Origin of the sequence: Streptomyces minutiscleroticus (genome assembly GCF_014650875.1) — a bacterium.
Lineage (GTDB): Bacteria > Actinomycetota > Actinomycetes > Streptomycetales > Streptomycetaceae > Streptomyces > Streptomyces minutiscleroticus.
In genome coordinates, this window is the sequence record NZ_BMVU01000039.1 from 53,229 (window position 1) to 76,869 (window position 23,641).

Annotated in this window: 18 protein-coding genes; 12 read left to right on the forward strand and 6 right to left on the reverse strand. The window is 74.7% G+C overall.

Features of this window, described 5'->3' with window-relative positions; genetic code table 11:
• Positions 1 to 374 precede the first annotated feature (374 nt).
• On the reverse strand, positions 375 to 1,298 hold the full coding sequence (locus IE271_RS29260) for an HhH-GPD family protein (protein WP_190193474.1): 924 nt from the start codon (positions 1,296 to 1,298) through the stop codon (positions 375 to 377).
• A gap of 742 nt (positions 1,299 to 2,040) precedes the next feature.
• On the opposite strand from IE271_RS29260, the gene IE271_RS29265 reads away from it, so the two are divergent.
• The gene (locus tag IE271_RS29265; protein WP_190193475.1) at positions 2,041 to 2,889 is read left to right on the forward strand and encodes a hypothetical protein; all 849 of its coding nucleotides are present in this window, start codon (positions 2,041 to 2,043) and stop codon (positions 2,887 to 2,889) included.
• A 180-nt stretch (positions 2,890 to 3,069) separates the two neighbouring features.
• Here IE271_RS29265 and disA read toward each other — a convergent pair whose 3' ends face one another.
• Both disA and radA read right to left on the reverse strand, forming a co-directional pair.
• A complete protein-coding gene (disA, locus tag IE271_RS29270) occupies positions 3,070 to 4,194 on the reverse strand; it encodes a DNA integrity scanning diadenylate cyclase DisA (RefSeq protein ID WP_190193476.1) in 1,125 nt (374 codons plus the stop codon).
• A 69-nt stretch (positions 4,195 to 4,263) separates the two neighbouring features.
• The gene (gene radA / locus IE271_RS29275) at positions 4,264 to 5,676 is read right to left on the reverse strand and encodes a DNA repair protein RadA (protein WP_190193477.1); all 1,413 of its coding nucleotides are present in this window, start codon (positions 5,674 to 5,676) and stop codon (positions 4,264 to 4,266) included.
• Between the two features lie 574 nt (positions 5,677 to 6,250).
• Between radA and IE271_RS29280 the strand changes: the two genes are divergently transcribed.
• Positions 6,251 to 8,053, forward strand: a complete 1,803-nt coding sequence (locus tag IE271_RS29280) for a BACON domain-containing protein (RefSeq protein WP_190193478.1) — start codon at positions 6,251 to 6,253, stop codon at positions 8,051 to 8,053.
• A 184-nt stretch (positions 8,054 to 8,237) separates the two neighbouring features.
• Here IE271_RS29280 and IE271_RS29285 read toward each other — a convergent pair whose 3' ends face one another.
• Positions 8,238 to 9,128, reverse strand: coding sequence for a DUF3109 family protein (locus tag IE271_RS29285; protein ID WP_190193479.1), 891 nt, complete (start codon positions 9,126 to 9,128; stop codon positions 8,238 to 8,240).
• 71 nt (positions 9,129 to 9,199) lie between these two features.
• Between IE271_RS29285 and IE271_RS29290 the strand changes: the two genes are divergently transcribed.
• The 4 genes from IE271_RS29290 to ilvD all read left to right on the forward strand — a co-directional run bounded on the left by IE271_RS29290 (position 9,200) and on the right by ilvD (position 14,101).
• Positions 9,200 to 10,132, forward strand: a complete 933-nt coding sequence (locus IE271_RS29290) for a Ppx/GppA family phosphatase (protein ID WP_190193480.1) — start codon at positions 9,200 to 9,202, stop codon at positions 10,130 to 10,132.
• A 416-nt stretch (positions 10,133 to 10,548) separates the two neighbouring features.
• On the forward strand, positions 10,549 to 11,373 hold the full coding sequence (locus IE271_RS29295) for a sugar phosphate isomerase/epimerase family protein (RefSeq protein WP_190193481.1): 825 nt from the start codon (positions 10,549 to 10,551) through the stop codon (positions 11,371 to 11,373).
• Positions 11,370 to 11,987 (forward strand): TetR/AcrR family transcriptional regulator, encoded by a 618-nt coding sequence (locus tag IE271_RS29300; protein ID WP_190193482.1) that lies wholly within the window; start codon positions 11,370 to 11,372, stop codon positions 11,985 to 11,987. Before IE271_RS29295 ends, IE271_RS29300 begins: the two co-directional genes overlap by 4 nt.
• Before the next feature lie 263 nt (positions 11,988 to 12,250).
• Entirely contained in the window at positions 12,251 to 14,101 is a 1,851-nt protein-coding gene (ilvD, locus tag IE271_RS29305; RefSeq protein ID WP_190193483.1) for a dihydroxy-acid dehydratase, read from the forward strand.
• Between the two features lie 170 nt (positions 14,102 to 14,271).
• Here ilvD and IE271_RS29310 read toward each other — a convergent pair whose 3' ends face one another.
• A complete protein-coding gene (locus IE271_RS29310; RefSeq protein WP_190193484.1) occupies positions 14,272 to 16,584 on the reverse strand; it encodes a serine/threonine-protein kinase in 2,313 nt (770 codons plus the stop codon).
• Between the two features lie 330 nt (positions 16,585 to 16,914).
• Between IE271_RS29310 and IE271_RS29315 the strand changes: the two genes are divergently transcribed.
• The 6 genes from IE271_RS29315 to proC all read left to right on the forward strand — a co-directional run bounded on the left by IE271_RS29315 (position 16,915) and on the right by proC (position 21,878).
• Positions 16,915 to 17,226: a hypothetical protein gene (locus IE271_RS29315; RefSeq protein WP_373308858.1), complete on the forward strand. Its 312-nt coding sequence runs from the start codon at positions 16,915 to 16,917 to the stop codon at positions 17,224 to 17,226.
• Positions 17,227 to 17,428: 202 nt separating this feature from the next.
• Complete coding sequence (locus IE271_RS29320) at positions 17,429 to 17,929, forward strand: EamA/RhaT family transporter (RefSeq protein ID WP_190193485.1); 501 nt, start codon at positions 17,429 to 17,431, stop codon at positions 17,927 to 17,929.
• Positions 17,930 to 18,045: 116 nt separating this feature from the next.
• Positions 18,046 to 18,885, forward strand: coding sequence for a class I SAM-dependent methyltransferase (locus tag IE271_RS29325; RefSeq protein WP_190193486.1), 840 nt, complete (start codon positions 18,046 to 18,048; stop codon positions 18,883 to 18,885).
• Between the two features lie 213 nt (positions 18,886 to 19,098).
• Positions 19,099 to 19,998: an ABC transporter ATP-binding protein gene (locus IE271_RS29330; protein WP_190193487.1), complete on the forward strand. Its 900-nt coding sequence runs from the start codon at positions 19,099 to 19,101 to the stop codon at positions 19,996 to 19,998.
• Positions 19,995 to 20,909: an ABC transporter permease gene (locus IE271_RS29335; protein ID WP_229919626.1), complete on the forward strand. Its 915-nt coding sequence runs from the start codon at positions 19,995 to 19,997 to the stop codon at positions 20,907 to 20,909. The genes IE271_RS29330 and IE271_RS29335 overlap by 4 nt, the downstream gene beginning before the upstream one ends.
• Positions 20,910 to 21,065: 156 nt before the next feature.
• Positions 21,066 to 21,878, forward strand: coding sequence for a pyrroline-5-carboxylate reductase (gene proC / locus IE271_RS29340; protein WP_190193488.1), 813 nt, complete (start codon positions 21,066 to 21,068; stop codon positions 21,876 to 21,878).
• Between the two features lie 186 nt (positions 21,879 to 22,064).
• Here the strand turns inward: proC and trpS are convergent, their stop codons facing one another.
• Complete coding sequence (gene trpS, locus IE271_RS29345) at positions 22,065 to 23,060, reverse strand: tryptophan--tRNA ligase (protein ID WP_190193489.1); 996 nt, start codon at positions 23,058 to 23,060, stop codon at positions 22,065 to 22,067.
• Positions 23,061 to 23,641: the final 581 nt, after the last annotated feature.

A 23,641-nucleotide genomic window follows, 5' to 3' on the forward strand; every position in this document is an offset into this window, starting at 1 on the left:
GTCCGACCTGTCCGCCGTCGGTGTCCCACTGCTTCGCGCACCGCTGCATGCGGTACGCCGAAGACGCTACGGAGGCGTTGTCACGGGGTTGTCCGAAGCAGCCTGCGGGGAGCCCTCGGCTGTCCGTCGGTTGTGTAACGAAAGTAGGGGCGGGGTAAGGGCGCGTAGGAGTTCAGGGGGTAATGGCCTGAATTGTCCGGGCGGCGGACGGGTGTCACGAGGCGCGAACGACCGGTTCCGCTGTGTGCCGCTTGTGCGGAGCCTGTGCCGTCCGTGAGGACCGCGGGCGCTGTGAACCCGCGGGCGGTGCGGGCCTACGGGCGGTGCGGGTGCCGCGGACGCTGTGAACCCGAGGGAGCCGCGGGCCCCGCGGGTCAGCCCAGCGGCAGCCGGTACAGGCCGCCCGCCATCGGTTCGACGAGGCCGTCGGCGACGAGGCCGTCCAGGGCGCGCGCCCGCTGGACCGGCTCGTCCCACACCCGGTCGAGGACCGCCTGCGGCACCGGGGCGACCGCCTCGCGCAGCACCGCCAGCAGCCGTCCGCGCACCTGGCGGTCGGTGCCCGCGTACGTCTGGCCGCGCCGCGGCGGTCCCTCGTGGGCGGGCTTGCCGGCCAGCCGCCACGCGCACAGCGCGGAGATCGGGCACCGGGCGCAGTTCTCGTTCTTGGCCGTGCAGATCAGGGCCCCGAGCTCCATGGACGCGGCGGCCCAGCGGGAGGCGGTCCGCTCGTCCTCCGGCAGCAGCTCGCGGGCCAGCCGGCGCTCGGCGGCCGTGGTGGCGTTCGGCGGGTACTGCACGCCGGTGACGGCGCGCGCGAACACCCGGCGCACGTTCGTGTCGAGCACCGCGTGCCGCTGCCCGTACGCGAAGGACGCCACGGCCGCGGCGGTGTACTCGCCGATGCCGGGCAGCGCGAGCAACTGCGCGTGCTCCATGGGCACGTCGCCGCCGTGCCGTTCCGTTATGGCGACCGCGGCGCCGTGCAGCCGCAGGGCGCGGCGCGGATAGCCGAGCCGTCCCCAGGCGCGGACGGCCTCGCCCGGCGCCTCGGCGGCCAGGTCGGCGGGGCGGGGCCAGCGCGCGAGCCACTGCTCGTACACCGGCAGCACCCGGTTCACGGGGGTCTGCTGCAGCATGAACTCACTGACCATCACCCCCCACGGCCCCGCGTCGGCGCGCCGCCACGGCAGGTCGCGGGCGTTCTCCTCGAACCAGTCGATGACGGGAGCGTGCAGACCGGCGGCCGCGGAGGCGGCGGACGGGATGCTGTGCGTGGGCTTCGTAGGCGCAGTCATGGCCCTTCGATCCTGCCACGGCGGGCGGTGGAGGCGGGGCACGCGGGGCCGGGGGAGGCATATGACCGCGCCAATGGACGCGGACGGCGCCGCGGTGACCGCGGCACCCGGCCGCCCGGCGGCCGGACCGGGGGCGGGCCGCGGGCCGGGCGGGGAGCCGTGGGCGGGGCGGGGGCCCGGTCGCCGGGCCCGGCCGGTCGTACGGGCCCCCGCCCCGCAGGCCCCCGCCCGGCGAGCCCGTATCCGGAGCCTCCCTTCCACGACCCCCGTATTCCGGAGACCCCTCATCCGACGATCCCCGTATCCGGAGACCCCATCCAACGACCCCGTATCCGGCACTCGCACCCGGTGGGTACTCACCCGGTGAGCACTCACCTGACGAGCGGTCGTCCGACGGGTACCGGCCGGTCCCTCGTGACGGGTGCCGTATCGAGTGGCGTGTCCGAATAGCTCGTCCCCGCGCGGCGGGTGGCGCAGCTCACTCCCCGCGGACCGTGCGGTGCTCCCCGGGCCGGGGCGGCGGCGATGACGCCGCGCGCGAGCCCCGGCGGCGCGGAACGGCGATGCCGGTCACCGAGCGTGTGCGCGGTGGCTTTTTCGTCACGTGGTGCGACGGCCGTGTGCGCCGTCTGACGGAACATCAGGAGTACGGGCGATCAACTGGAATGATGATCGGGAAAAGTTGTGCCTCAGGCGGCGGGTGAGAGAAGCCGACGGCGTGATCTCTCGTACAGTTTGCGCCGTGGGATCTCTGCGCAATCCGGTCGGGCCGCTTCCCTCCTCCATCTACTGGCGACGGAGGGCCGTTCTGCTGTCCGTGGTGCTGCTGTTGGCACTGCTGGCCACCTGGATCGTCACCACCGGGGGCAGCGGTGGCGGCAACGGCTCGGACCAGTCCAACGGCAAGAATCCCGCGCCGTCGATCACGCCCGGACCGTCGAGTTCCGGCCCGGCGATCAGCCAGCACCCCGGGGGCCGTGACGAGTCGGGCGACTCGGACGGCTCGTCCGGTTCCGGTTCCGGTGACGGGGGCTCGGGCGACTCCGGCGGCTCCGGCGGATCGGCCGGGTCCGGCGGTGCCGTGGGCGCGGGCGGCGGCTCCGTCGGTACGGGCACCGTCGGCTCCGGGGGCGGCACGGTCGAGGACGGCGGTCCCGCCGACACGGTCCCGGCCGGCTCCTCCCTGCCCGACTGCACCGCGGGCGACGTGAGGCTGACCGTGCGCAGCGAGCACAACAGCTACGCGCCCGGCGAGAAGCCCTCCTTCAAGCTGACCGCGGAGAACACCTCGGGCAAGGACTGCAAGGTCGACCTCGGCCCGAAGGCGACCGAGGTGACGATCACCCACGCCAACGCGGACGACCCGTACTGGTCGTCGGCCGACTGCGCCACGGCCTCGGACAGCCTGCTGTTCCGCGTCCCGGCGAAGGACAGCGTCACCCGCACCGTCGAGTGGGACCGGAAGCCGAGCGACGCCGACAAGTGCAGGACGAAGCCCTCGGGTTCGGCGGGCGCGGGCACGTACCTGGTGGAGGCCAAGGCCCCGAAGCTCACGAAGGCCCAGACGTCGTTCGTACTGAAGAAGGACTGACCCCCGCCGGACCGGAGGACCGACCGCTCATCGGGCCGGGAGACCGGCCCGCTGCCGGACCGGAGGGCCGACCTGCTGCCGGACCGGAGGGCCGGGTGGCCGTCGGGGCGGGCGTGGGTGTCCCGACAGGGCGGACGCGTCCCGCCGGGCCCGAATCCGGGTCCGGGCCAGGGCCCGGGCTCAGACGTAGCGCTCCAGGATCGACGACTCCGCCAGCCGCGACAGGCCCTCGCGCACGCTGCGGGCCCGGGCCTCGCCGACGCCGTCGACCGTCTGCAGGTCGTCGACGCTCGCGGCGAGCAGCTTCTGCAGCCCGCCGAAGTGCTCCACGAGCCGGTCGATGATCGCGCCGGGCAGCCGCGGCACCTTCGCGAGGAGCCGGAAGCCGCGCGGCGAGACGGCCGAGTCGAGCGCCTCGGGCGAGCCGGTGTAGCCCAGCGCGCGGGCCACCGTGGGCATCTCCAGCAGCTCGGCGTGGCTGAGCTTGTCCAGCTCGGACAGCGCCTCCTCGACGGTGCGGGACCGCTTGGCCGTCGGCTCGGGCACGTAGTCGCGCACGACGAGCTCGCGCTCGGGCTCCACACCGGCGATCAGCTCGTCGAGCTGCAGCGCGAGCAGGCGCCCGTCGGTACCCAGCTCCACCACGTACTCGGCGATCTCCGTGGCGATCCGCCGGACCATCTCCAGGCGCTGCGCCACCGCCGACACGTCCCGGACGGTGACCAGGTCCTCGATCTCCAGGGCGGAGAGCGTGCCGGCGACCTCGTCGAGGCGCAGCTTGTAGCGCTCCAGGGTCGCCAGCGCCTGGTTCGCGCGGGACAGGATCGCCGCCGAGTCCTCCAGGACGCGGCGCTGGCCGTCGACGTAGAGCGCGATCAGGCGCATGGACTGGGAGACGGAGACGACGGGGAAGCCGACCTGCTTGCTGACGCGGTCGGCGGTGCGGTGCCGGGTGCCGGTCTCCTCGGTGGGGATGGTGGGGTCCGGCACCAGCTGCACGCCCGCGCGCAGGATCTTGGTGATGTCCTTGTCGAGGACGATGCCGCCGTCGAGCTTGCACAGCTCGCGCAGCCGGGTCGCGGTGAACTCGACGTCCAGCACGAACCCGCCGGTGCACATCGCTTCCACGGTCTTGTCGGAGCCGAGCACGATCAGTCCGCCGGTGTTGCCGCGGAGGATCCGCTCCAGGCCGTCGCGCAGCGCCGTGCCGGGTGCCACGGCGCTCAGTGAGGCGCGCATCAGCCCATCGGCACCGGAGCTCCCACCGGACTTTCCGGGAGCTGCTGCCCGGTCGTTGGCTGCCACTGCACTCCTCCGGTCGCAGGTTTCCGGTCGCCCACAGGTTCGTACGGACGGGCGAGACCAGGGCAAAGTCTACCGGCGGTCCTCCTCCTCCCGTGGGGCCTCTCGGCGACGTGAGCGGGGCAGCACGCGCAGAGCGTCTCCCATGTCGGCCACTTCCAGGACCTTCATACCGGGCGGGATCTTGCCGGGGTCGGCCGGTACGAGCGCGTGCGTGAAGCCCAGCCGGTGCGCCTCGGCGAGCCTGCGCTGGACCCCGGTGACCCTTCTGACCTCGCCCGCGAGGCCGACCTCGCCGATCGCGACGAGGTTCTTGGGCAGCGGGGTGTCGCTGGCGGCGGAGGCGAGCGCCAGCGCCACGGCGAGGTCGGCGGCCGGCTCCGACAGTTTCACGCCGCCCACGGTCGCGGAGTAGATGTCCCGTTTCCCCAGGGCGCTGATCCGGCCGCGCTGCTCCAGGACGGCCAGCATCATCGAGACGCGGGAGGTCTCCAGGCCGGAGGTGGTGCGGCGGGGGGAGGGGATCTGCGAGTCGACGGTGAGCGCCTGCACCTCCGCGACCAGCGGGCGGCGGCCCTCCAGGGTGACGGTGAGGCAGGTCCCGGGCACCGGCTCGTCGCGCCGGGTCAGGAACAGGCCGCTGGGGTCGGCGAGGCCGGTGATGCCCTCGTCGTGCAGCTCGAAGCAGCCGACCTCGTCGGTCGTGCCGTAGCGGTTCTTGACGCCGCGGACCAGGCGCAGGCGCGCGTGCCGGTCGCCCTCGAAGTGCAGGACGACGTCCACCAGGTGCTCCAGCAGGCGGGGGCCCGCGATCGCGCCGTCCTTGGTGACGTGGCCGACCAGCAGCGTGGACATGCCGCGCTCCTTGGAGGCGCGGATCAGGGCGCCGGCCACCTCGCGCACCTGGGCCATGCCGCCCGGGGCGCCGTCGATCTCCGGGGAGGCCACCGTCTGCACGGAGTCGAGGATCAGCAGGGAGGGCTTGACCGCGTCCAGGTGGCCGAGCACGGCGGCGAGGTCGGTCTCGGCGGCCAGATACAGGTGGTCGTGGATGGCGTGGATGCGGTCGGCGCGCAGCCGCACCTGGCTCGCCGACTCCTCGCCCGTCACGTACAGGGTGCGGTGCTCCTCGCTCGCGGACTTGGCGGCCACGTCGAGGAGCAGCGTGGACTTGCCGACGCCGGGCTCGCCCGCGAGGAGCACCACCGCGCCGGGCACCAGGCCGCCGCCGAGCACCCGGTCGAACTCGGGCACGCCGGTGGAGCGGGCGGTGGCCTGACGGCCGTCGACCTGGCCGATGGGCAGGGCGGAGGTGGTGACGCGGCCGGGGGCCGTCGTGCGGACCGCGGGCGCGCCGCCGTACTCCTCGATCGTGCCCCACGCCTGGCACTCGGGGCAGCGGCCGAGCCACTTGGCCGTCTGCCAGCCGCATTCGGTGCAGCGGTAGGACGGCCGGTCCTTCGCGGTCTTCGTACGGGCAGCCATGGACGAAACCGTAACCGGCCCCACTGACAACGCCGCCGCTGCCCCGTTCCGGCGGGCAGCGGGACAACGGCGGGCGGTGGGGCGGTGGGCGGCGGGGCGCGACGTGTCCCGGCCGTCCGCCGGGTCCCCGCCGCACTCCTGCGGACTCCTGCCGCACCCCCCGGGGACTCCTGCCGCACCCCCCGGGGACTCCTGCCGCACCCTGCGGACTCCTGTCGGACTCCTGTCGGACTCCTGTCGGACTCCTGTCGGACTCCTGTCGGACTCCTGCGGGCCCGGCGCGGATCCGGCGCGGGCCGCGTCGGCCCCGCGCGCCGACCTCGTGCAGTTCCTGTGCCGAGCTCGCGCCGTGCCTCTGCCGGGTCCGCGCCACGCCTGCGCCGGACCAGCGCCGGACCCGCACCGGGCCTTCGGCGGTGATCGATGCGTGATCGTTTTCCGGTCACCGTCCGGCGGGAACGGCAGCGGAACCAACGATTCCTGTCCCCTATCGAGGGATCGTTTCACCCGTACGGATTAAAACTGCTCAACCAGGGAGAAGGGGCCACCTTCCGGCCCCTACGGTCGCACGGTGATGAGCAGGAGTCCGGAAACCTTTCAGCACACGACCGGCCGCACGACCGGCGCGACCGGCTCGCCCCGTGCGCACAGGACGGCGCGCGATCTGTCGGCCGCGCGCACGCTGGCGCAGCGCCCGCCGGCGCGCTACGAGCCGTACCTGGACGGCCTGTTCACCTACTGCCTGTCCGTCCTGTGCGACCACGACCTCGCGACCGCCGCCCTGGGCGACGCCCTCGCGCTCGCCGAGCGCCGGGGCACCCGGGCCCCCGGGGACCACCGCGCCTGGCTGTACGCGCTCGTCCGCTGGTCGTGCCTGCGCCGGCTGGCGGAGGCACGGCGCGGCCGGCACACGGGCCACGCCCAGGGGCGCCCCCGCACCGCGTACGGCCCGGGCGGCACCGCCGGGACGCCCGCGAGCGCCCAGGCCGGTCCCCACGCGGCGGCCGGCGACCCGGAGCGGCCGCCCCTGTCCGCCGCCGAGGAGAGCCGGCGCCGCCGCGAACTGCGCCTGCTGGCCTGGCCCGAGGCCGCCGGTACCACCCCGGAGCAGCGCGAGGCGCTGGAGCTGGCCGTACGCCATCAGCTCGCCGCCCATGAGGTCGCCGCCGTCCTCGGCACGGAGCCGGCCACCGCCCGCGAGCTCCTCGCGTCGGCCGCCTGCGAGGTCGAGCGGACCCGCGCGGCCCTGGCCGTCGTCGAGACCGGCACCTGCCCGGGCGTCGCCCGGCTCGCCGGCCACAACCAGCTGGTGCTCAGCTCGACCCTGCGCCGCGAGCTGGTCCGGCACGTCGACGACTGCCCGCGCTGCCGCCGCACCGCCGAGCGCGCGACCCCTGGGGCCTGGCCCGGCACCAGCGTCACCCCGGACGCCCTGCCCGTGATCGAGGCCCCGCGCGCGGCGGTCCACCAGGCCATGGCGCACGTCTCGCGCGCGCGGGGCACCGCTCCGCGCTTCGACCGGCGCGGCTTCCCCATGGACCCCAAGGACCACGCGGCCCGCCGCGACCGGCTGCGCTCGCGCGCCGTCACGACCACGGTCGTCGCCACCGTCGTCGCCGCGCCCGTCCTCGCCCTGTGGGCGGCCTACCGCGGAGCGCCCCTCACGGGGGAGGGCCAGGACGGCCGCCCGATCGCCGCGGGCGAGGACCGCGGGGCGGACGGGCTCTCCGGGGAGCGGGCGGGCGCGTACGAGAACGCGGGCAACGCCGACACGGAGCCGGACCCCGGCCTCACCGAGGACAGCGGGTCCGACGTCTCCGTGGAGGTCCTCGGCGCCGCCGGCCGGCAGGGCGCGCTGACCGTCGAGGCGGTCTCCGACGGGGACACCACGCTCGTCACGCTGCGGGCGTCGGGCGACGCACCGGTGGACTGGTCGGCGCGGACCGGCGCCTCCTGGCTCTACCTGAGCCGCTCCTCGGGGACGCTCGCGGCCGGCGAGTCGGTCACGGTCAAGGTCTACGTGGACCACCTGCGCGAGCCCGGGGGCCACTGGACGGCGCGCGTGGCGATCGCCCCGGCGGGCGCGGTGGTCACGATCGACGGGTACGGCCCCGCGCACCCGACGCGGCCCGGCCGGCCCGACCCGGCCCCGAGCACGCCCCACTCGACCCGCCCGGACCCGACGACTCCCGGGCCGACCCGGCCGGACCCGACCACCCCGCCGCCGAGCCCGGACCCGGTTCCCAGCGATCCCACGCCGTCCGAGCCGCCGCCCACGGACTCCCCGCCCTCCGACCCCGACGGCGGTTCCGTCCCGCCCCCGTCCGACGGCGGCGACAGTGGCGACAGCGGCGACCCGAGCCCGTCGGGCACCTGAGGCCGCCGGGCCGCGACCGCGGCCGGGAGCGGAAGCGGGACGTGCGGCGCGTGCGCACCGCACGCGGGCTCCGCGCGCCCCGGACACCGGCCGGCGTACGGAGCGGGCGGCCCGGGACGCCGTTCGGGAGCGCCGGGCCGCCGGTCCCGGAGCGCCGTTCGGAGCACCGGGTCCGGGAGGCCGCTCAGAGCGCCGGGTCCGCCGGGCGGGCCGGACCGGCCGGGCGGGCCGGGTCCGCCGGGTGCGGTGCCACCAGGGGCAGCTGGGAGGCCAGGCGCTGCTCGCAGAGCTCGACCAGGCGGTCGTACCCGGCCTTGCCCATCAGCTCGATCAGCTCCGGGCGGTACGAGACGTACACCGGCTCGCCCGCGCCGTGCGCCGAGGTCGCCGAGGTGCACCACCAGTGCAGGTCGTGCCCGCCGGGGCCCCAGCCCCGCCGGTCGTACTCGCCGATCGACACCTGGAGCACCCGGGTGTCGTCGGGCCGGTCGATCCATTCGTACGTGCGCCGCACCGGCAGCTGCCAGCACACGTCCGGCTTGGTCTCCAGCGGCTCCCGGCCCTCCCGCAGCGCCAGGATGTGCAGCGAGCAGCCCGCGCCGCCCGGGAAGCCGGGCCGGTTCTGGAAGATGCACGAGCCCTCGTACGGGCGGGTCTGGCGCGATCCCTCCTCGTCCTCCGAGACCCAGCCGGTCGCCGTCCCCACGGCGTGGTGCTGCCAGATGTCGGGGGTGAGCCGGGCGACGTGCCCGGCCACGCGTTTCTCGTCGTCCTCGTCGGAGAAGTGGGCACCCAGGGTGCAGCAGCCGTCTGCCGCGCGGCCCGCCTGGATGCCCTGGCAGCCGCTGCCGAAGATGCAGTTCCAGCGAGAGGTCAGCCATGTCAGATCGCACCGGAAGACCTGCTCGTCGTCGGCAGGATCCGGGAACTCCACCCATGCGCGGGCGAAGTCCAGCCCCTTTTCGTCGGGTACCGGCCCCGCGCCGCGCTTCGCCCGCTTCCCCGGACGAGCCTGCTCCGGCAGCGGGGAACCCTCGGCAGTTTTGTCGGACTTCGCCTTTTTCGTCTTTGGCACGAGTCCAGGGTAAGTGGCCGGACCCCGCGCAGGGGGCGGGCCGCGGCCCGACGCGCAGTAGCGTTCCGTACATGAGACTCGGTGTCCTCGACGTGGGTTCGAACACGGTCCATCTGCTCGTGGTGGACGCGCATCCGGGCGCGCGGCCGCTGCCCGCGCACTCGCACAAGGCGGACCTGCGCCTCGCCCAACTCCTCGACGAGGACGGCTCGATCGGCGCCGAGGGCGTCGACAGACTGGTCGCCGTCGTCCAGGACGCGCTCCAGGCCGCCGAGGACAAGGGCGTCGAGGAGCTGCTGCCGTTCGCGACCTCCGCGGTCCGCGAGGCGGGCAACGCCGACGACGTGCTGACCCGGGTGCACGCCGAGACCGGCGTGATGCTGGAGGTCCTGTCCGGGGCGCAGGAGGCGCGGCTCACCTTCCTCGCCGCCCGCCGCTGGTTCGGCTGGTCCGCGGGCAAGCTGCTCGTCCTCGACATCGGCGGCGGCTCCCTGGAGGTGGCGTACGGCATCGACGAGGAGCCCGACGCGGCCGTCTCGCTGCCGCTCGGCGCGGGCCGGCTGACCGCGGGCTGGCTGCCGGGCGACCCGCCGGAACCGGCGGACGTGAAGGCGCTGCGCCGGCACGTGCGCACCGAGATCGCCCGTACGGTCGGGGAGTTCGCCCGCTTCGGGGCGCCCGACCACGTGGTCGCCACGTCGAAGACGTTCAAGCAGCTCGCCCGGCTCGCGGGCGCCGCGCGCTCCGCAGAGGGCCTCTACGTGCAGCGCGAGCTCAAGCGCAGGTCCCTGGAGGAGTGGGTGCCGCAGCTCGCCGGGATGACCGGCGAGGACCGCTCCCGGCTCCCGGGCGTCTCCGAGGGCCGGGCCGGCCAGCTGCTGGCGGGCGCCCTCGTCGCGGAGGCGGCGATGGACCTGTTCGGCGTCGAGGCGCTGGAGATATGCCCCTGGGCGCTGCGGGAGGGCGTGATCCTGCGGCGGCTGGACCACATGCCGCCGCGGTAGCGCGGCGGACGCGGACGCCGCACCCCGGCGCCCGTCCCGCCCCGTGCACGTGCCGCTCCCTCCCGGCGCGTACGTCCGCCCCGCCCGGCCGGCCCGTACGCGTGGCAGGTCACCGCCCGGCCGGCCTGTGCGTCCGGTCACTGCCGGACCGGTCCGTACGTCCGGCCGCCGCCCGGGGGCACCCGCCCCCCCCCACCACCACCACCACGTGCACCGGGCCGCTGTCCGGCCGCCGGGCACGTGGCATCGGTCACCCCCGCCCGTCACGGACACGGTGCTCACCCGCCACGTGTGCGGCGATCACCCCTGGTGCGAGCGTGCGGTACCGGCCCGTCGGCCGACAGGTGTTCATCGCCACAGCGACCGCGCGGCCGTCGGCTCCCCGGTGCCGAGCGCGGCCCCGTACCCTGTCTTTCGTGGCAGATCCAGTGGTGCGCATCCCGGATGCGAAGGTCGCCCTGTCGACGGCCTCGGTCTATCCGGAGTCGACGGCGACGGCCTTCGAGATCGCCGCGCGCCTCGGCTACGACGGTGTCGAGGTCATGGTGTGGACCGATCCGGTCAGCCAGGACATCGAGGCGCTGCGCAGACTCAGCGACTACCACCGCATCCCGATACTCGCCGTGCACGCCCCCTGCCTGCTGATCACCCAGCGGGTCTGGTCCACCGACCCGTGGACCAAGCTCCAGCGGGCCAGGTCCGCCGCCGAGAAGCTGGGCGCCTCCACGGTCGTCGTGCACCCGCCCTTCCGCTGGCAGCGGCAGTACGCGCGCGACTTCGTGAACGGGATCTGGCGGATGGCGGACGAGACGGACGTGCGGTTCGCCGTCGAGAACATGTACCCGTGGCGCTACCGCGACCGCGAGATGCTCGCGTACGCCCCCGACTGGGACGTCACCAAGGACGACTACCGGCACTACACGATCGACCTCAGCCACACCGCGACGGCCCGCACCGAGGCGATGCAGATGGTCGACCGCATGGGCGACCGCCTCGGCCACGTCCACCTCGCGGACGGGCGGGGTTCGGCCAAGGACGAGCACCTCGTCCCGGGCCGCGGCACCCAGCCCTGCGCCGAGCTCCTGGAGCGCCTCGCGCTGAGCGGCTTCGACGGGCACGTCGTCATCGAGGTGAACACCCGCCGCGCCATGTCCGGCGCCGAGCGCGAGGCCGACCTGGCCGAGGCGCTCGCCTTCACCCGGCTGCACCTCGCCTCCGCCGCGCGGATCGCGGGCCCGTGAGCGGGGCGGCCGCCCCCCGCCGCCGCGGCCGGCCGCCCCGTGCGGCGGACGGCGACGCACCCGCCGCGCGGGACCGCATCCTGGAGGCGGCCCGCGCGGAGTTCTCCGAACGCGGCTACGAGAAGACGTCCGTGCGCGGCATCGCCAGGGCCGCCGGTGTGGACTCCGCGCTCGTGCACCACTACTTCGGCACCAAGGAGCAGGTCTTCGAGGCGGCCGTCGAGGTCGCCTTCGCCCCGGCCCTGGACGCGCCCGCGGCCGTCGCCGACGGCCCGCTCGACGGCGCCGGCGAGCGGCTGACCCGCTTCGCCCTCGGCCTGTGGGAGAACCCCGCGACCCGCGCGCCCCTGCTGGCGATCGTCCGGTCCGCGGTGGACAACGAGACCGCGGCGGCCGTCTTCCGCAGGCTGATCGCCGCCCAGCTGCTGCGCCGCATCGCCGGGCGGCTGGAGCCGCCGGACGCCGAACTGCGCGCGGAGCTGGCGGCGGCGCAGCTGGTCGGCATCGTGATGCTGCGTCACGTGATCAAGGCCGAGCCGCTGGCCTCGGCGGACCCGGAGCTGATCGTCGAGCGGGTGGCGCCCGTGGTGCAGGGGCACCTCACCGCGCCCTGAGACGCGTTCCGCAGCACCCGTCCGGGGGCGTGCTCCACGGCCGTCCGGGAGGCGCTCCACGGCCGTCCGGGAGGCGCGCTCCACGGCCGGAGGGAAGGCGCCTCGACCACCGCGGGCGTCCGGACCGCAGGTGTCCGGGACGCCTGTCCGGGACGCCCGGACCGTGGACATTCGGTCCACATTCCGGACAGGGTGTCCGGGTGCCGGACCCGAGGCGTAGCCTGAAGGATCCAGGGATCGGAATGGTAGGGAGTGGAGCAACCGTGCCCGAGCTGAGGTCACGTACGGTCACCCACGGCCGCAACATGGCGGGGGCCCGCGCGCTCATGCGCGCCTCCGGCGTCGCGAGCGAGGACATCGGCAAGCCGATCGTCGCGGTCGCCAACAGCTTCACCGAGTTCGTACCCGGCCACACCCACCTCCAGCCGGTCGGCCGGATCGTCTCCGAGGCGATCAAGGCGGCGGGCGCCGTCCCGCGCGAGTTCAACACCATCGCGGTCGACGACGGCATCGCCATGGGCCACGGCGGCATGCTCTACTCGCTGCCGTCCCGCGACCTGATCGCGGACAGCGTCGAGTACATGGTGGAGGCCCACTGCGCCGACGCCCTGATCTGCATCTCCAACTGCGACAAGATCACCCCGGGCATGCTGATGGCCGCCCTGCGCCTCAACATCCCCACGGTGTTCGTCTCCGGCGGCCCCATGGAGTCCGGCCGCGCCACGCTCGTCGACGGCACCGTCCGCACGCTCGACCTGGTCGACGCCATCTCGGACGCCGTCAACGACAAGATCTCGGACGAGGACATCCTCCGCATCGAGGAGAACGCCTGTCCGACCTGCGGTTCGTGCTCCGGCATGTTCACCGCCAACTCCATGAACTGCCTGACCGAGGCCATCGGCCTGGCCCTGCCGGGCAACGGCTCGGTGCTGGCCACGCACACCGCCCGCAGGGCGCTGTACGAGCGGGCGGGCACCACGGTCGTCGAGCTGGCCAGGCGTTACTACGAGCAGGACGACGACTCCGTCCTGCCGCGCAACATCGCCACCCGCGCCGCGTTCGAGAACGCCATGGCGCTCGACATCGCGATGGGCGGCTCCACCAACACGATCCTGCACCTGCTGGCCGCCGCCCAGGAGGCCGGGGTCGACTACGACCTGTCCGACATCGACGCCGTCTCGCGCCGCGTCCCCTGCCTGGCGAAGGTCGCGCCGAACGTGGTGGGCAAGAAGACGTACTACATGGAGGACGTGCACCGCGCCGGCGGCATCCCCGCCCTCCTCGGCGAGCTGTACCGCGGCGGCCTGCTCAACGAGGACGTGCACACCGTCCACAGCCCCTCCGTCAAGGAGTGGCTGGACACCTGGGACGTCCGCGGCGGCTCCGCCTCCGAGGAGGCGCTGGAGCTGTGGCACGCGGCGCCCGGCTGCAAGCGGTCCGCGGAGGCCTTCTCCCAGTCCGAGCGCTGGGAGGCGCTGGACACCGACGCGGCCGGCGGCTGCATCCGCGACGTGGACCACGCCTACTCCAAGGACGGCGGCCTCGGTGTCCTCAAGGGCAACCTCGCCGAGGACGGCTGCGTCGTGAAGACCGCCGGCGTGGACGAGTCGATCTGGACCTTCGAGGGCCCGGCCGTGGTCTGCGAGTCGCAGGAGGAGGCCGTCGAGAAGATCCTCGGCAAGCAGGTCAAGGAGGGCGACGTCGTCGTCATCCGCTACGAGGGCCCCAAGGGCGGCCCGGGCATGCAGGAGATGCTGTACCCGACGTCCTTCCTCAAGGGCCGCGGGCTCGGCAAGGCCTGCGCGCTCGTCACCGACGGCCGCTTCTCCGGCGGCACGTCCGGCCTGTCGATCGGCCACGCCTCCCCGGAGGCGGCGTCCGGCGGCACGATCGCCCTCGTCCGCGACGGCGACCGCATCCGCATCGACATCCCGAACCGCAGCATCGAACTGCTGGTCCCGGAGGAGGAGCTGGCCGCCCGCCGTGCGGAGCTGAACGGCGTGTACGCGCCGAAGAACCGCGAGCGCAAGGTCTCGGCGGCCCTGCGCGCGTACGCGGCGATGGCCACCAGCGCGGACAAGGGCGCGGTGCGCGACGTGACGAAGCTCGGCTGACGCCACGGGCCCGCCCGGCCCCGGCCGGGCGGCGGCACCAGGCACACCACGGGCCCGCCCGGTCGTACGCGACCGGGCGGGCCCCGTGTTCCCGGGGTCCCCGGGAGCGGCCTTGGCCGGGCGGGGCCGGTGGCCGGCGGCACCGCCCGCTCACGGCACCGCCCGCCGCCTCACCAGGTGTCCGGCGCCCCCGCGTCCACCGCGAACACGCTGCCGTCCGGCGCGCTCCCGTACACCCGCCCGTCCCGCACCACGGGCGCCGGCAGCGCGGCGACGAGTGTGTCGGTGCTCCCGCCCAGGCGCGGCCGGGTCTGGCCGAGGGGCTTCCCGGTGCGGGCGTCCGCGGCGAGCAGTCGGCCGTCGGGCGCCAGGAGGTGGACCGTGCCGCCGGAGACCGCGGGCCGGGACGGGGTGGCCACCGACGTCTGCAGGCGCCACAGCTCACGGTCGGCGCCGGCCGCGTCCGCGCGCGTGTCGACGGCGACCAGCGCCCCGCCCGTCCCGGACACGTACACGATCCCGCCGCTCTCCGCGGCCTGTGCCCCGTCCAGCCCGATGGCCAGCGGCACCCGGCGCACCCGGCGCTCCCGCGTGTCGAGCCGTACGACGGCGTCGGCCGTCTGACTGAGGTTCAGCGACAGGGAGTACAGGGCCCCGTCCGGAGCGGCGAACGGGACCAGGTTCCCCTCGGCCCGCTCCGTCCACAGCACCTCGCCCGTCTCCTCGGAGACGGCGCTGACGTCGCTCGCCGAACCGTCGTCGTCCGGCGTCACGGCGTAGAACGTCCCGCTGCCGCCCGCGCCCCCGGTCCCGCCCGTGCCGCCGATCCACTGGGTGCCGAGCCCGCCGACGGCGGCGTCCCAGCGCCGCTCACCGGTCGCGCTGTCCAGCGCCCGGACGGAGCCGCCCGCGCCGACGAGGAGCGTCGTGTCCGCGCTGTGCGCGACGCTCGCGTACGCCGAGACGTCGAGGTCCCAGCGCACCTTCCCGGTGCGGGGGTCCAGCGCCTTGAGCCGGCCGCCGACGGTGACGTGCAGCAGTCCGCCGGAGGACAAGGGGGCGTCCGAGACCACGGTGCCGTCCGCGCCGTCCGAGGAACCGTCCTTGCCGCGGTTCTCCCACACGATCCGGCCGTCCGCGGGGTCGAGCCGGACGGCCGTGACCCCGGTGACCGAGCAGTAGAGGGCGTCGTCCGGTCCGGCCGCGCACCACGGAGGAGGCCCGTCGCCCAGGGACGCGGCCCAGGACTTCGAGGCCCCGGAGGGGCCGGTGCCCGTCCTCGCGGCGGCGGTCCGGGACGGCGGCTCCTCCGCGCTCAGCGCCCAGACGCCCACCCCGCCCATGACGGCCAGCGCGAGCGCGCCTCCGAGCACGGCCGGCACCCGGCGGCGCAGCGCACCGCGCACGGAAGCGGCCGTCGTCCGCGCCGGGGAGCCCGCGGCCGGCCCGTCCCCGTGCTCCTCCTGCGCCGCTCCGCCCGCCGGCTCCCCGCCCGGTTCCTCCTCCGGTCTCCGCACGGCCGGGCCGGCGGTCCGCGCGGGCGGCCCGTACGGTCCGGGCACGGGCGCCGGTCCCCCGTCGCTTCTCGCCGTGCCCCCCTCGGTGTGCTCCTCCTCCGGGACACGGCGCCTGCCCGGCACGTGGAAGGGCAGGCCCGGCACCGGGTGCCGCAGGATCTCCGTCACCTCGGCTGCGGTGGGCCGCTCGGCCGGGTCCTTGGCGAGACACCGCTGGACGAGCGGGACGAGGTCGTCGGGCACGCCCTCCAGGTCGGGCTCGTCGTGCACCACCTGGTACGCGACGATGTACGGGCTGTCGGAGTCGAACGGGCCGCGGCCCCGGGCCGCGTGGGCGAGCACCGCGCCCATGGCGAACACGTCGGCCGCGGGGCCGACCTCTCTGGGCCGCTGGAACTGCTCGGGCGCCATGAAGGGCGGCGACCCGATCAGCTTGCCCGTCTCCGTGTGCAGTTCGCTGTCCGACGGGCGCGAGATGCCGAAGTCGATGACCTTGGGGCCGTCGGACGCCAGGAGCACGTTGCTCGGCTTGAGGTCCCGGTGCACCACGCCGGCCCGGTGGATGTCGCGCAGCGCCTCGGCCAGTCCCGCGCCGAGTCCGCGGACCTCGTCCGGCTGCAGCGCGCCGTTCCGCTTCACCTGCTCGTAGAGGGTCGGGCCGGGGATGAACAGGGTGGCCATCCACGGCAGCTCCGCATCCGGGTCGGCGTCCACGACGGGCGCCGTGAAGGCCCCGCTCACCCGTCGGGCGGCGTTGACCTCCTGCCGGAAACGGGCTCTGAACTCGGGGTCCGACGCGTATTTGGCATGCACGACCTTGATCGCGAGCCGCAGTCCCGAGGCCGAGGTCGCGAGGTGGACCACGCCCATGCCGCCGGCGCCCAGGCAGGATTCAAGGCGGTACCGCCCGGCGTACTCCGGGTGTTCCGCTTCCTGTCCGGGCCCGAAGCCGTGCAGCGGCGGCATCACCCACCCCCGTGTCCGTGTTCGCAGGCGCGACGCACGGAGCCTAGTCGATGGTGCGTGCGATGTCGGAGGCGGTTGCTAGCCTGCGCGCGTCGGTGGAGGAAGACGAGAAGGACACCGAACGAGTCGGTTCGTTCATCGGTTCATTCAACGGGGGAGGCCTGTATGGCTGTTGGGAACGAGACGCACCCGGCCGGGGACGGGGCGGAGCCGGAGACGGTGGGCGCGACCGGGGCGGCGGACGTGGCGGAGGCGGTCGGCGTCGGTACGGCCGGCGGTGCCGGCGCCGCGGACGGGATCGGCGCGGTGGACGAGGCCGACATCGCGGAGGTGGTCCTGGGGGCCGAGGTGGAGACCGCGGCCGCGGCCGCCGGGGTCGAGACGCTGGCGGCGGCCGCGACCTACCCGGTGGCACCGGGCGTCCGGCTGAACGTCCGCAGCGGCCCGGGCTCGCAGTACTCGCTGGTCAAGGTGTTGCCGGCGGGCTCCCAGGTGTCGATCAGGTGCCAGCGGCCCGGCGAGACGGTCTCCGGCTACTACGGCACGTCGAACATCTGGGACTGCATCGCCAGCGGCCAGTACGTCTCGGACGCGTACGTGCACACGGGCAGCGACGGCTACGTGGCCCCGCGCTGCTCCTGAGCGCCCCCGCGGCTCCGCCCGCGCGGTCGGCGCCGCCGCGTTCCGCCCCGGCCGGGTCCGCTCGGCCGGGGCGGACGGCAGCCGGGCGGAGCGGCCGAGGAGGACGGCGTCCCGGGCGGCCGGGGAGCGGTGTGGACGGGGATCGGGGCGAGGGGCGGGGCGGGACAGGGGCAGGGGAGTCGGCCGGGGCGATAATCGACGCGTGAGCGACGACGAGAACGGCACCCCGGCCACCCCGGCGGGTCCCCGCCCCGAGCCCCTCCGCTTCTTCGGGACGACCTGGGTGGAGCACGACGGCGGCTACGCGGCCCGCCGCGTGGGCGTGGCCGTCGGCTCGCTCGCCGCGGCGGTCGCGAGCTGCCTGGTGCTGCGCTTCGCCTACCAGGGCCTGATGGTCGCGGAGGTGGAGGGGTTCGTCGGCGTCCTCGTCGTCGTGATGTTCGCGGTCTGCAGCGCGATCGCCTTCCGCCGCACCTGGGAGGGGTTCACCGCGCGCCCCGACCCGGAGCGCCAGGCGTCGCTGCGCGGCCTGCTGACCATCGGCTTCGTCGGCTCCCTCCTCGCGTACTTCTTCCGCTCGCTGGTCGAGGCACCGGGCGAGCGCCTGCGCCGCGAGGAGTACGAGGCGGCGCGCGAGCAGTACGCGCGCCGTGCCGCCCGCCGTACGGGCAACCCTTCGCGCAAGGGCAGGCGCAAGGGCTGAGACCGCGCCCGCGAGGGCTCCACGAGCGCTTTTCCGCGACCGGCCGCCCCCTCGGCCCTCTCCGAGGCCCCTCCGAGCCGTCCCGGCCGTCCCACGGCACCCAGCAGGATGGCTGTATGACTGCTTCCTCACCCGCCCAGCCGGCCCGTCCGGCCCGGTCCGCCCGTCCGGCTCCTCCGGCCCGTCCGGTCCAGCAGCGCGCCCGCGCCCGCTCCTTCAACTCCGCCGCCGCCCAGTACGCCGCGAACCGCCCCTCCTATCCCCCCGCCCTCCTCGACACGATCGAGGAGGAGGCGGGCCGCCCCCTGGCCGGGGCCCGCACGGTCGACGTGGGCGCGGGCACCGGCATCGCGACGGCCCTGCTGCGCGCCCGGGACGCGGACGTGGTGGCGGTGGAACCGGGCGACGGCATGGCGGCCGAGTTCCGCCGCCGGCTGCCGGACGTCCCGCTCGTCCGCGGCGACGGCGACGCCCTGCCGTTCGCCGACGCGTCCGCCGACCTCGTCACCTACGCCCAGTCCTGGCACTGGACGCGCCCGGACCGCTCCGTCCCCGAGGCCCTGCGCGTCCTGCGCCCGGGCGGCGCACTCGCCCTGTGGTGGAACATGGACGCGCTCGACGTGCCGTGGATCGCCGCGCAGGAAAGACGCCTCAAGGAGTTCTTCGGCGCCGACAGCCCGGGCAAGAAGGGCTCCGGCGGCATCCCGGCCGAGGCCGCCTTCGCCGCCGTCCCCGGCGTACCGCCCCACAGCAGCCACCGGATCCGCTGGAGCCGTACGGTCCCGGTCGACACCCACCTCGCCAACATCTCCAGCCACTCGATCTTCCTGATGCGCGGCGCCGAGGGCTGTGCGGCCTTCCTCGCCGCGGAACGCGACCACCTGCTCGACGCCTTCCCGGACGGGCACGTCGAGGAGGTCTACGACGTGCTCCTGCTGCTGACCCGCCGCTCCTGACTCCCACCGCCCTCCTGACGCGCACCGCCCCCTGATGCCCACCGGTCCGGCGTCCGACGGGCATCGGGCCCACGGACCGCCGGGCCCGATGCCCACGGACCGCCGGGCCCGATGCCCGCGGACGGCGCGGCTCCGATCCGCCCCCGGACCGGACGGGCCGGGAGCGGTTCCGGAGGCTTGACGGTCCCAGCCCCCGGGAGGACTATTCATCACATGGTGAATTTCTCACCCGACCGGTCCGACCGGCTGCCCGACCCACCTGACCCGCCGGGTCCGCCGAGCCCGCCCGGCCGGTCCGATCCGCCCGGCCCACCCGCCGTACGGGCCCGGGACCTCACCGTCGTACGCGGCACCCGCACGGTCCTGCGCGACCTGCGCTTCACCGTCCCGCGCGGCCGCGTCACCGGCCTGCTCGGCCCCTCGGGCTGCGGCAAGACGACCCTCATGCGCGCGATCGCCGGCACCCAGGCCAAGGTCACCGGAACCCTGGAGGTCCTCGGCCGCCCCGCCGGGGACGCCTCCCTCCGCCCGCGGATCGGGTACGTCACCCAGGCGCCCTCCGTCTACGGCGACCTGACGGTGCGTCAGAACCTGGAGTACTTCGCGGCGGTCCTCGACCCCGGCCCGCCCCGCGCCCGGCTCCGCTCGCGCGGAAGAGCGCCCGGCGCCGCCGAACGCCGCCGCGAGAACGTCGCGCGCGCCCTCGCCGACGTCGGCCTCGCCTCCCACGCCGACGCCCTCGCGCACACCCTCTCGGGCGGCCAGCGCAGCCGCGTCTCCCTGGCCGTCGCCCTGCTCGGCACCCCCGAGCTGCTCGTCCTCGACGAGCCCACGGTCGGCCTCGACCCCGTGCTCCGCCGTGACCTGTGGCGGCTCTTCCACTCGCTCGCCGCCGACCGGGGCGCGACCCTCCTGGTCTCCTCGCACGTCATGGACGAGGCCGAGCGCTGCGACCGCCTCCTGCTGATGCGCGAGGGCCGCGTCCTCGCCGACGGCACCCCCGACGCCCTGCGCGCCCGCACGGACTCCGGGACCGTCGAGGCCGCGTTCCTGCGCCTGGTCGACGAGGCGGGAGAGGAAGACGAGGCGAGGGAGAAGGAGACGGCCCGATGAGACGAGGCACGGACGCGGGCACGGACACAGGTACGGGCACGGATGCGAGCGCGCACGCGTACACGGACCCGCGAACGCACGCGCCCGCCCCGGTCACCGCGGGCACGGACGCGCGTACGGACACAGCCGGGCGTACGCGTACGGGCGCGGACGCGAACGCGGGCACGAGACCGCTCCACCCGGCGCGCACCGCCGCCACCGCCGCCCGGGTCCTGCGCCAGCTCGGCCACGACCCCCGCACCATCGCGCTGCTGCTGCTCGTCCCGTGCGTGATGCTCCTGCTGCTGCGCTACGTCTTCGACGGCAGCCCCCGCGCCTTCGACTCCATCGGCGCCTCGCTGCTCGGCGTCTTCCCGCTGATCACGATGTTCCTGGTGACGTCCATCGCGACCCTGCGCGAACGCACCTCGGGCACCCTCGAACGCCTCCTCGCCATGCCCCTGGGCAAGGCCGACCTCATCGCCGGCTACGCCCTCGCCTTCGGCGCGCTCGCCCTCCTCCAGTCCGCGCTCGCGACCGGCCTGGCGGTCTGGGCGCTCGGCCTGGACGTCACGGGCTCGGCCTGGCTGCTCCTGCTGGTCGCGATGCTCGACGCCGTCCTGGGCACGGCCCTCGGCCTCTTCGTCTCGGCCTTCGCCGCCTCGGAGTTCCAGGCGGTCCAGTTCATGCCGGCGGTGATCTTCCCCCAGCTCCTCCTCTGCGGCCTGTTCGCCCCGCGCCCCGCCATGCACCCCGTCCTCGAAGCCGTCTCGGACGTCCTGCCCATGTCGTACGCCGTCGACGGCATGAACGAGGTCCTGCGGCACGGCGACGTCACCGCCGCCTTCGTCCGCGACGTGCTGGTCGTCGCGGCCTGCGCCCTCCTCGTCCTCGTCCTCGGCGCCGCCACCCTGCGCCGCCGCACGGCCTGACCCCGCACCGGCCGCACCCCGCGTCCTCACATCGCGTCCCACGTCTCCCCGCGCCCACGTCTCCCCGCGTCCCGCCCAACGGACAACCCGCTCCCGTACGGCGCCCCGGTGCGACGATGGCCCCCGGACGACGCACCCCCGGAGGGCACCCGCACCATGACCCAGAAAGTCGCAGTCCTCGGCACCGGCAAGATCGGCGAAGCCCTGCTCAGCGGAATGATCCGGGCCGGCTGGGCCCCCGCCGACCTCCTGGTCACCGCACGCCGCCCCGAGCGCGCGGAGGAGCTCCGCGCCCGCCACGGCGTCACCCCGGTCGCCAACGCCGAGGCCGCCAAGAACGCCGACACCCTGATCCTCACGGTCAAGCCGCAGGACATGGGCACGCTGCTCGACGAACTGGCCCCGCACGTCCCCGCCGGCCGGCTGGTGATCAGCGGCGCGGCCGGCATCCCCACCTCGTTCTTCGAGGAGCGGCTCGCCGAGGGCACCCCCGTCGTCCGCGTCATGACGAACACCCCGGCCCTCGTCGACGAGGCCATGTCCGTCATCTCCGCCGGCAGCCACGCCACCGCCGACCACCTCGCGCACGCCGAGGAGATCTTCGGCGCCGTCGGCAAGACGCTCCGCGTCCCCGAGTCGCAGCAGGACGCGTGCACCGCCCTGTCCGGCTCCGGTCCCGCGTACTTCTTCTACCTGGTCGAGGCCATGACGGACGCCGGCATCCTGCTCGGGCTGCCCCGCGACAAGGCGCACGACCTGATCGTGCAGTCCGCGATCGGCGCCGCCGTGATGCTCCGCGACAGCGGCGAGCACCCCGTGAAGCTCCGCGAGAACGTCACGTCCCCCGCGGGCACCACCATCAACGCCATCCGCGAGCTGGAGAACCACGGCGTGCGCGCCGCCCTCATCGCCGCGCTGGAAGCGGCCCGCGACCGCAGCCGCGAGCTCGCCTCCGGCAACAACGGCTGAACTGCCCGACGGCGTCCATACGGGGACCGGGACACCGGGGACCAGGGGAACCGGGATCGGCCATCGAATTCCGGCCGGTCCCGGTCGGCCCCGGCCGGATTCCGGCCCCCCGCCGGCCCGGTCCTGGTTCCGGCCCCGGTCACGGCGCCCGCGTCCCTGCCGCGCCTTCGCGCGCTCGCCGCGCCTTCAGGCGGGCGACAGCCCCATCGCCCGGTACGCCGCGTCCACCCTCGGCCGCGCCATGGCCCGTGCCCGCCCGGCCCCGTCCCGCAGCACCCCGTCCACGTACGCGGGGTCGGCGCACAGCGCGCGGTGCCGCTCCTGGAGCGGCCGCAGCACCTCGACGACGGCCTCGGCGGTGTCCTTCTTCAACGCCCCGTACGAGGTGTACGCGCCGGCCAGTTTCTCCGGCTCCCCGTCCGTGCACGCCGCCAGGATCTCCAGCAGATTGGCGACCCCGGGCCGGTCCTCGGGGTCGTACGCGACGTCCCGCCCGCTGTCGGTCACGGCCCGCATGACCTTCTTGCGCACCGTCTCCGGTTCGTCGAGCAGGTAGACGATGCCGGGCCCGAAGTCGTCGGACTTGCCCATCTTCGACGTCGGGTCCTGCAGGTTCATCACGCGGGCGGCCACCTCGGGCCGCGCGGCCCGGGGCACCGTGAACGTGTGCCCGTACCGCTGGTTGAACCGCACCGCCAGATCCCGCGCCAGCTCCACGTGCTGCGTCTGGTCCTCGCCCACCGGCACCTCGTCCGTCCCGTAGGCCAGGATGTCGGCCGCCATCAGCACGGGATACGTCAGCAGCGACAGCCGGACGCTCCCGCCGCGCTCCCGCTCCCGCGCGGACTTCTCCTTGTACTGGATCATCCGCCGCATCTCTCCGTCGGTCGCGACGCACTCCAGCAGGTACGACAGCCGCGCGTGCTCGTCGACGTGGCTCTGCAGGTAGACCGTGCACAGCTCGGGGTCGAGCCCCGAGGCCAGCAGCAGCGTGGCCGCCTGCCGGCTGAGCCTGCGCACCCGCGCCGGATCGTGCTCCACGGTCAGCGCGTGCAGGTCGACGACGCAGAACAGCGCGTCGGCGCGGTGCTGGTCGACCTCGGCCCACCGGCGTACGGCGCCCAGGTAGTTCCCCAGCGTCAGGTGCCCGGTCGGCTTGATCCCGCTGAAGATCCGTGTCATCTCTCCACCTCCTGGTCGGGACCGCCGCGCCCGCCGGCCGGCGTCCCAGGGAGGGGATACGAGAACGGCCGCCGGAGCGGCGGCCGTCGAGTGCATACGTGAGCGCGGCCGCCGTCAGGCGGCCCACCACTGCTGGTGGCACGTATGCGTCGTCATGGGGTCGAGAGTACGCCTTCCAGGGGGAGCGGGGCCGGAGGTTGACACGACCCTTCCCGGTACGTACTGTTCTCCGAGTTGTCCGACGTGAGCACCGACTCCGGTCGGCCCCGGACAGCCAATCCGCAGCACGTACCCAACGAACGACGCATCGTCGTCGGCTCGTTTTCATGCGTGTTTGTCGAATTGAGGAATCCGCGTTCGAAAGAACGCCCCCGATTAGCTCGGGGACACGGAATCCGCTAAAGTCTCACTCGTCGGAACGGCCCGAAAGGCCGCCCGGCAACCCCGCTCCGACGGGGAATCGGAACCGAAAGGATCTGATAGAGTCGGAACCGCCGGAAAGGGAAACGCGAGAGCGGGAACCTGGAAAGCGCCGAGGAAATCGGATCGGAAAGATCTGATAGAGTCGGAGACGCAAGACC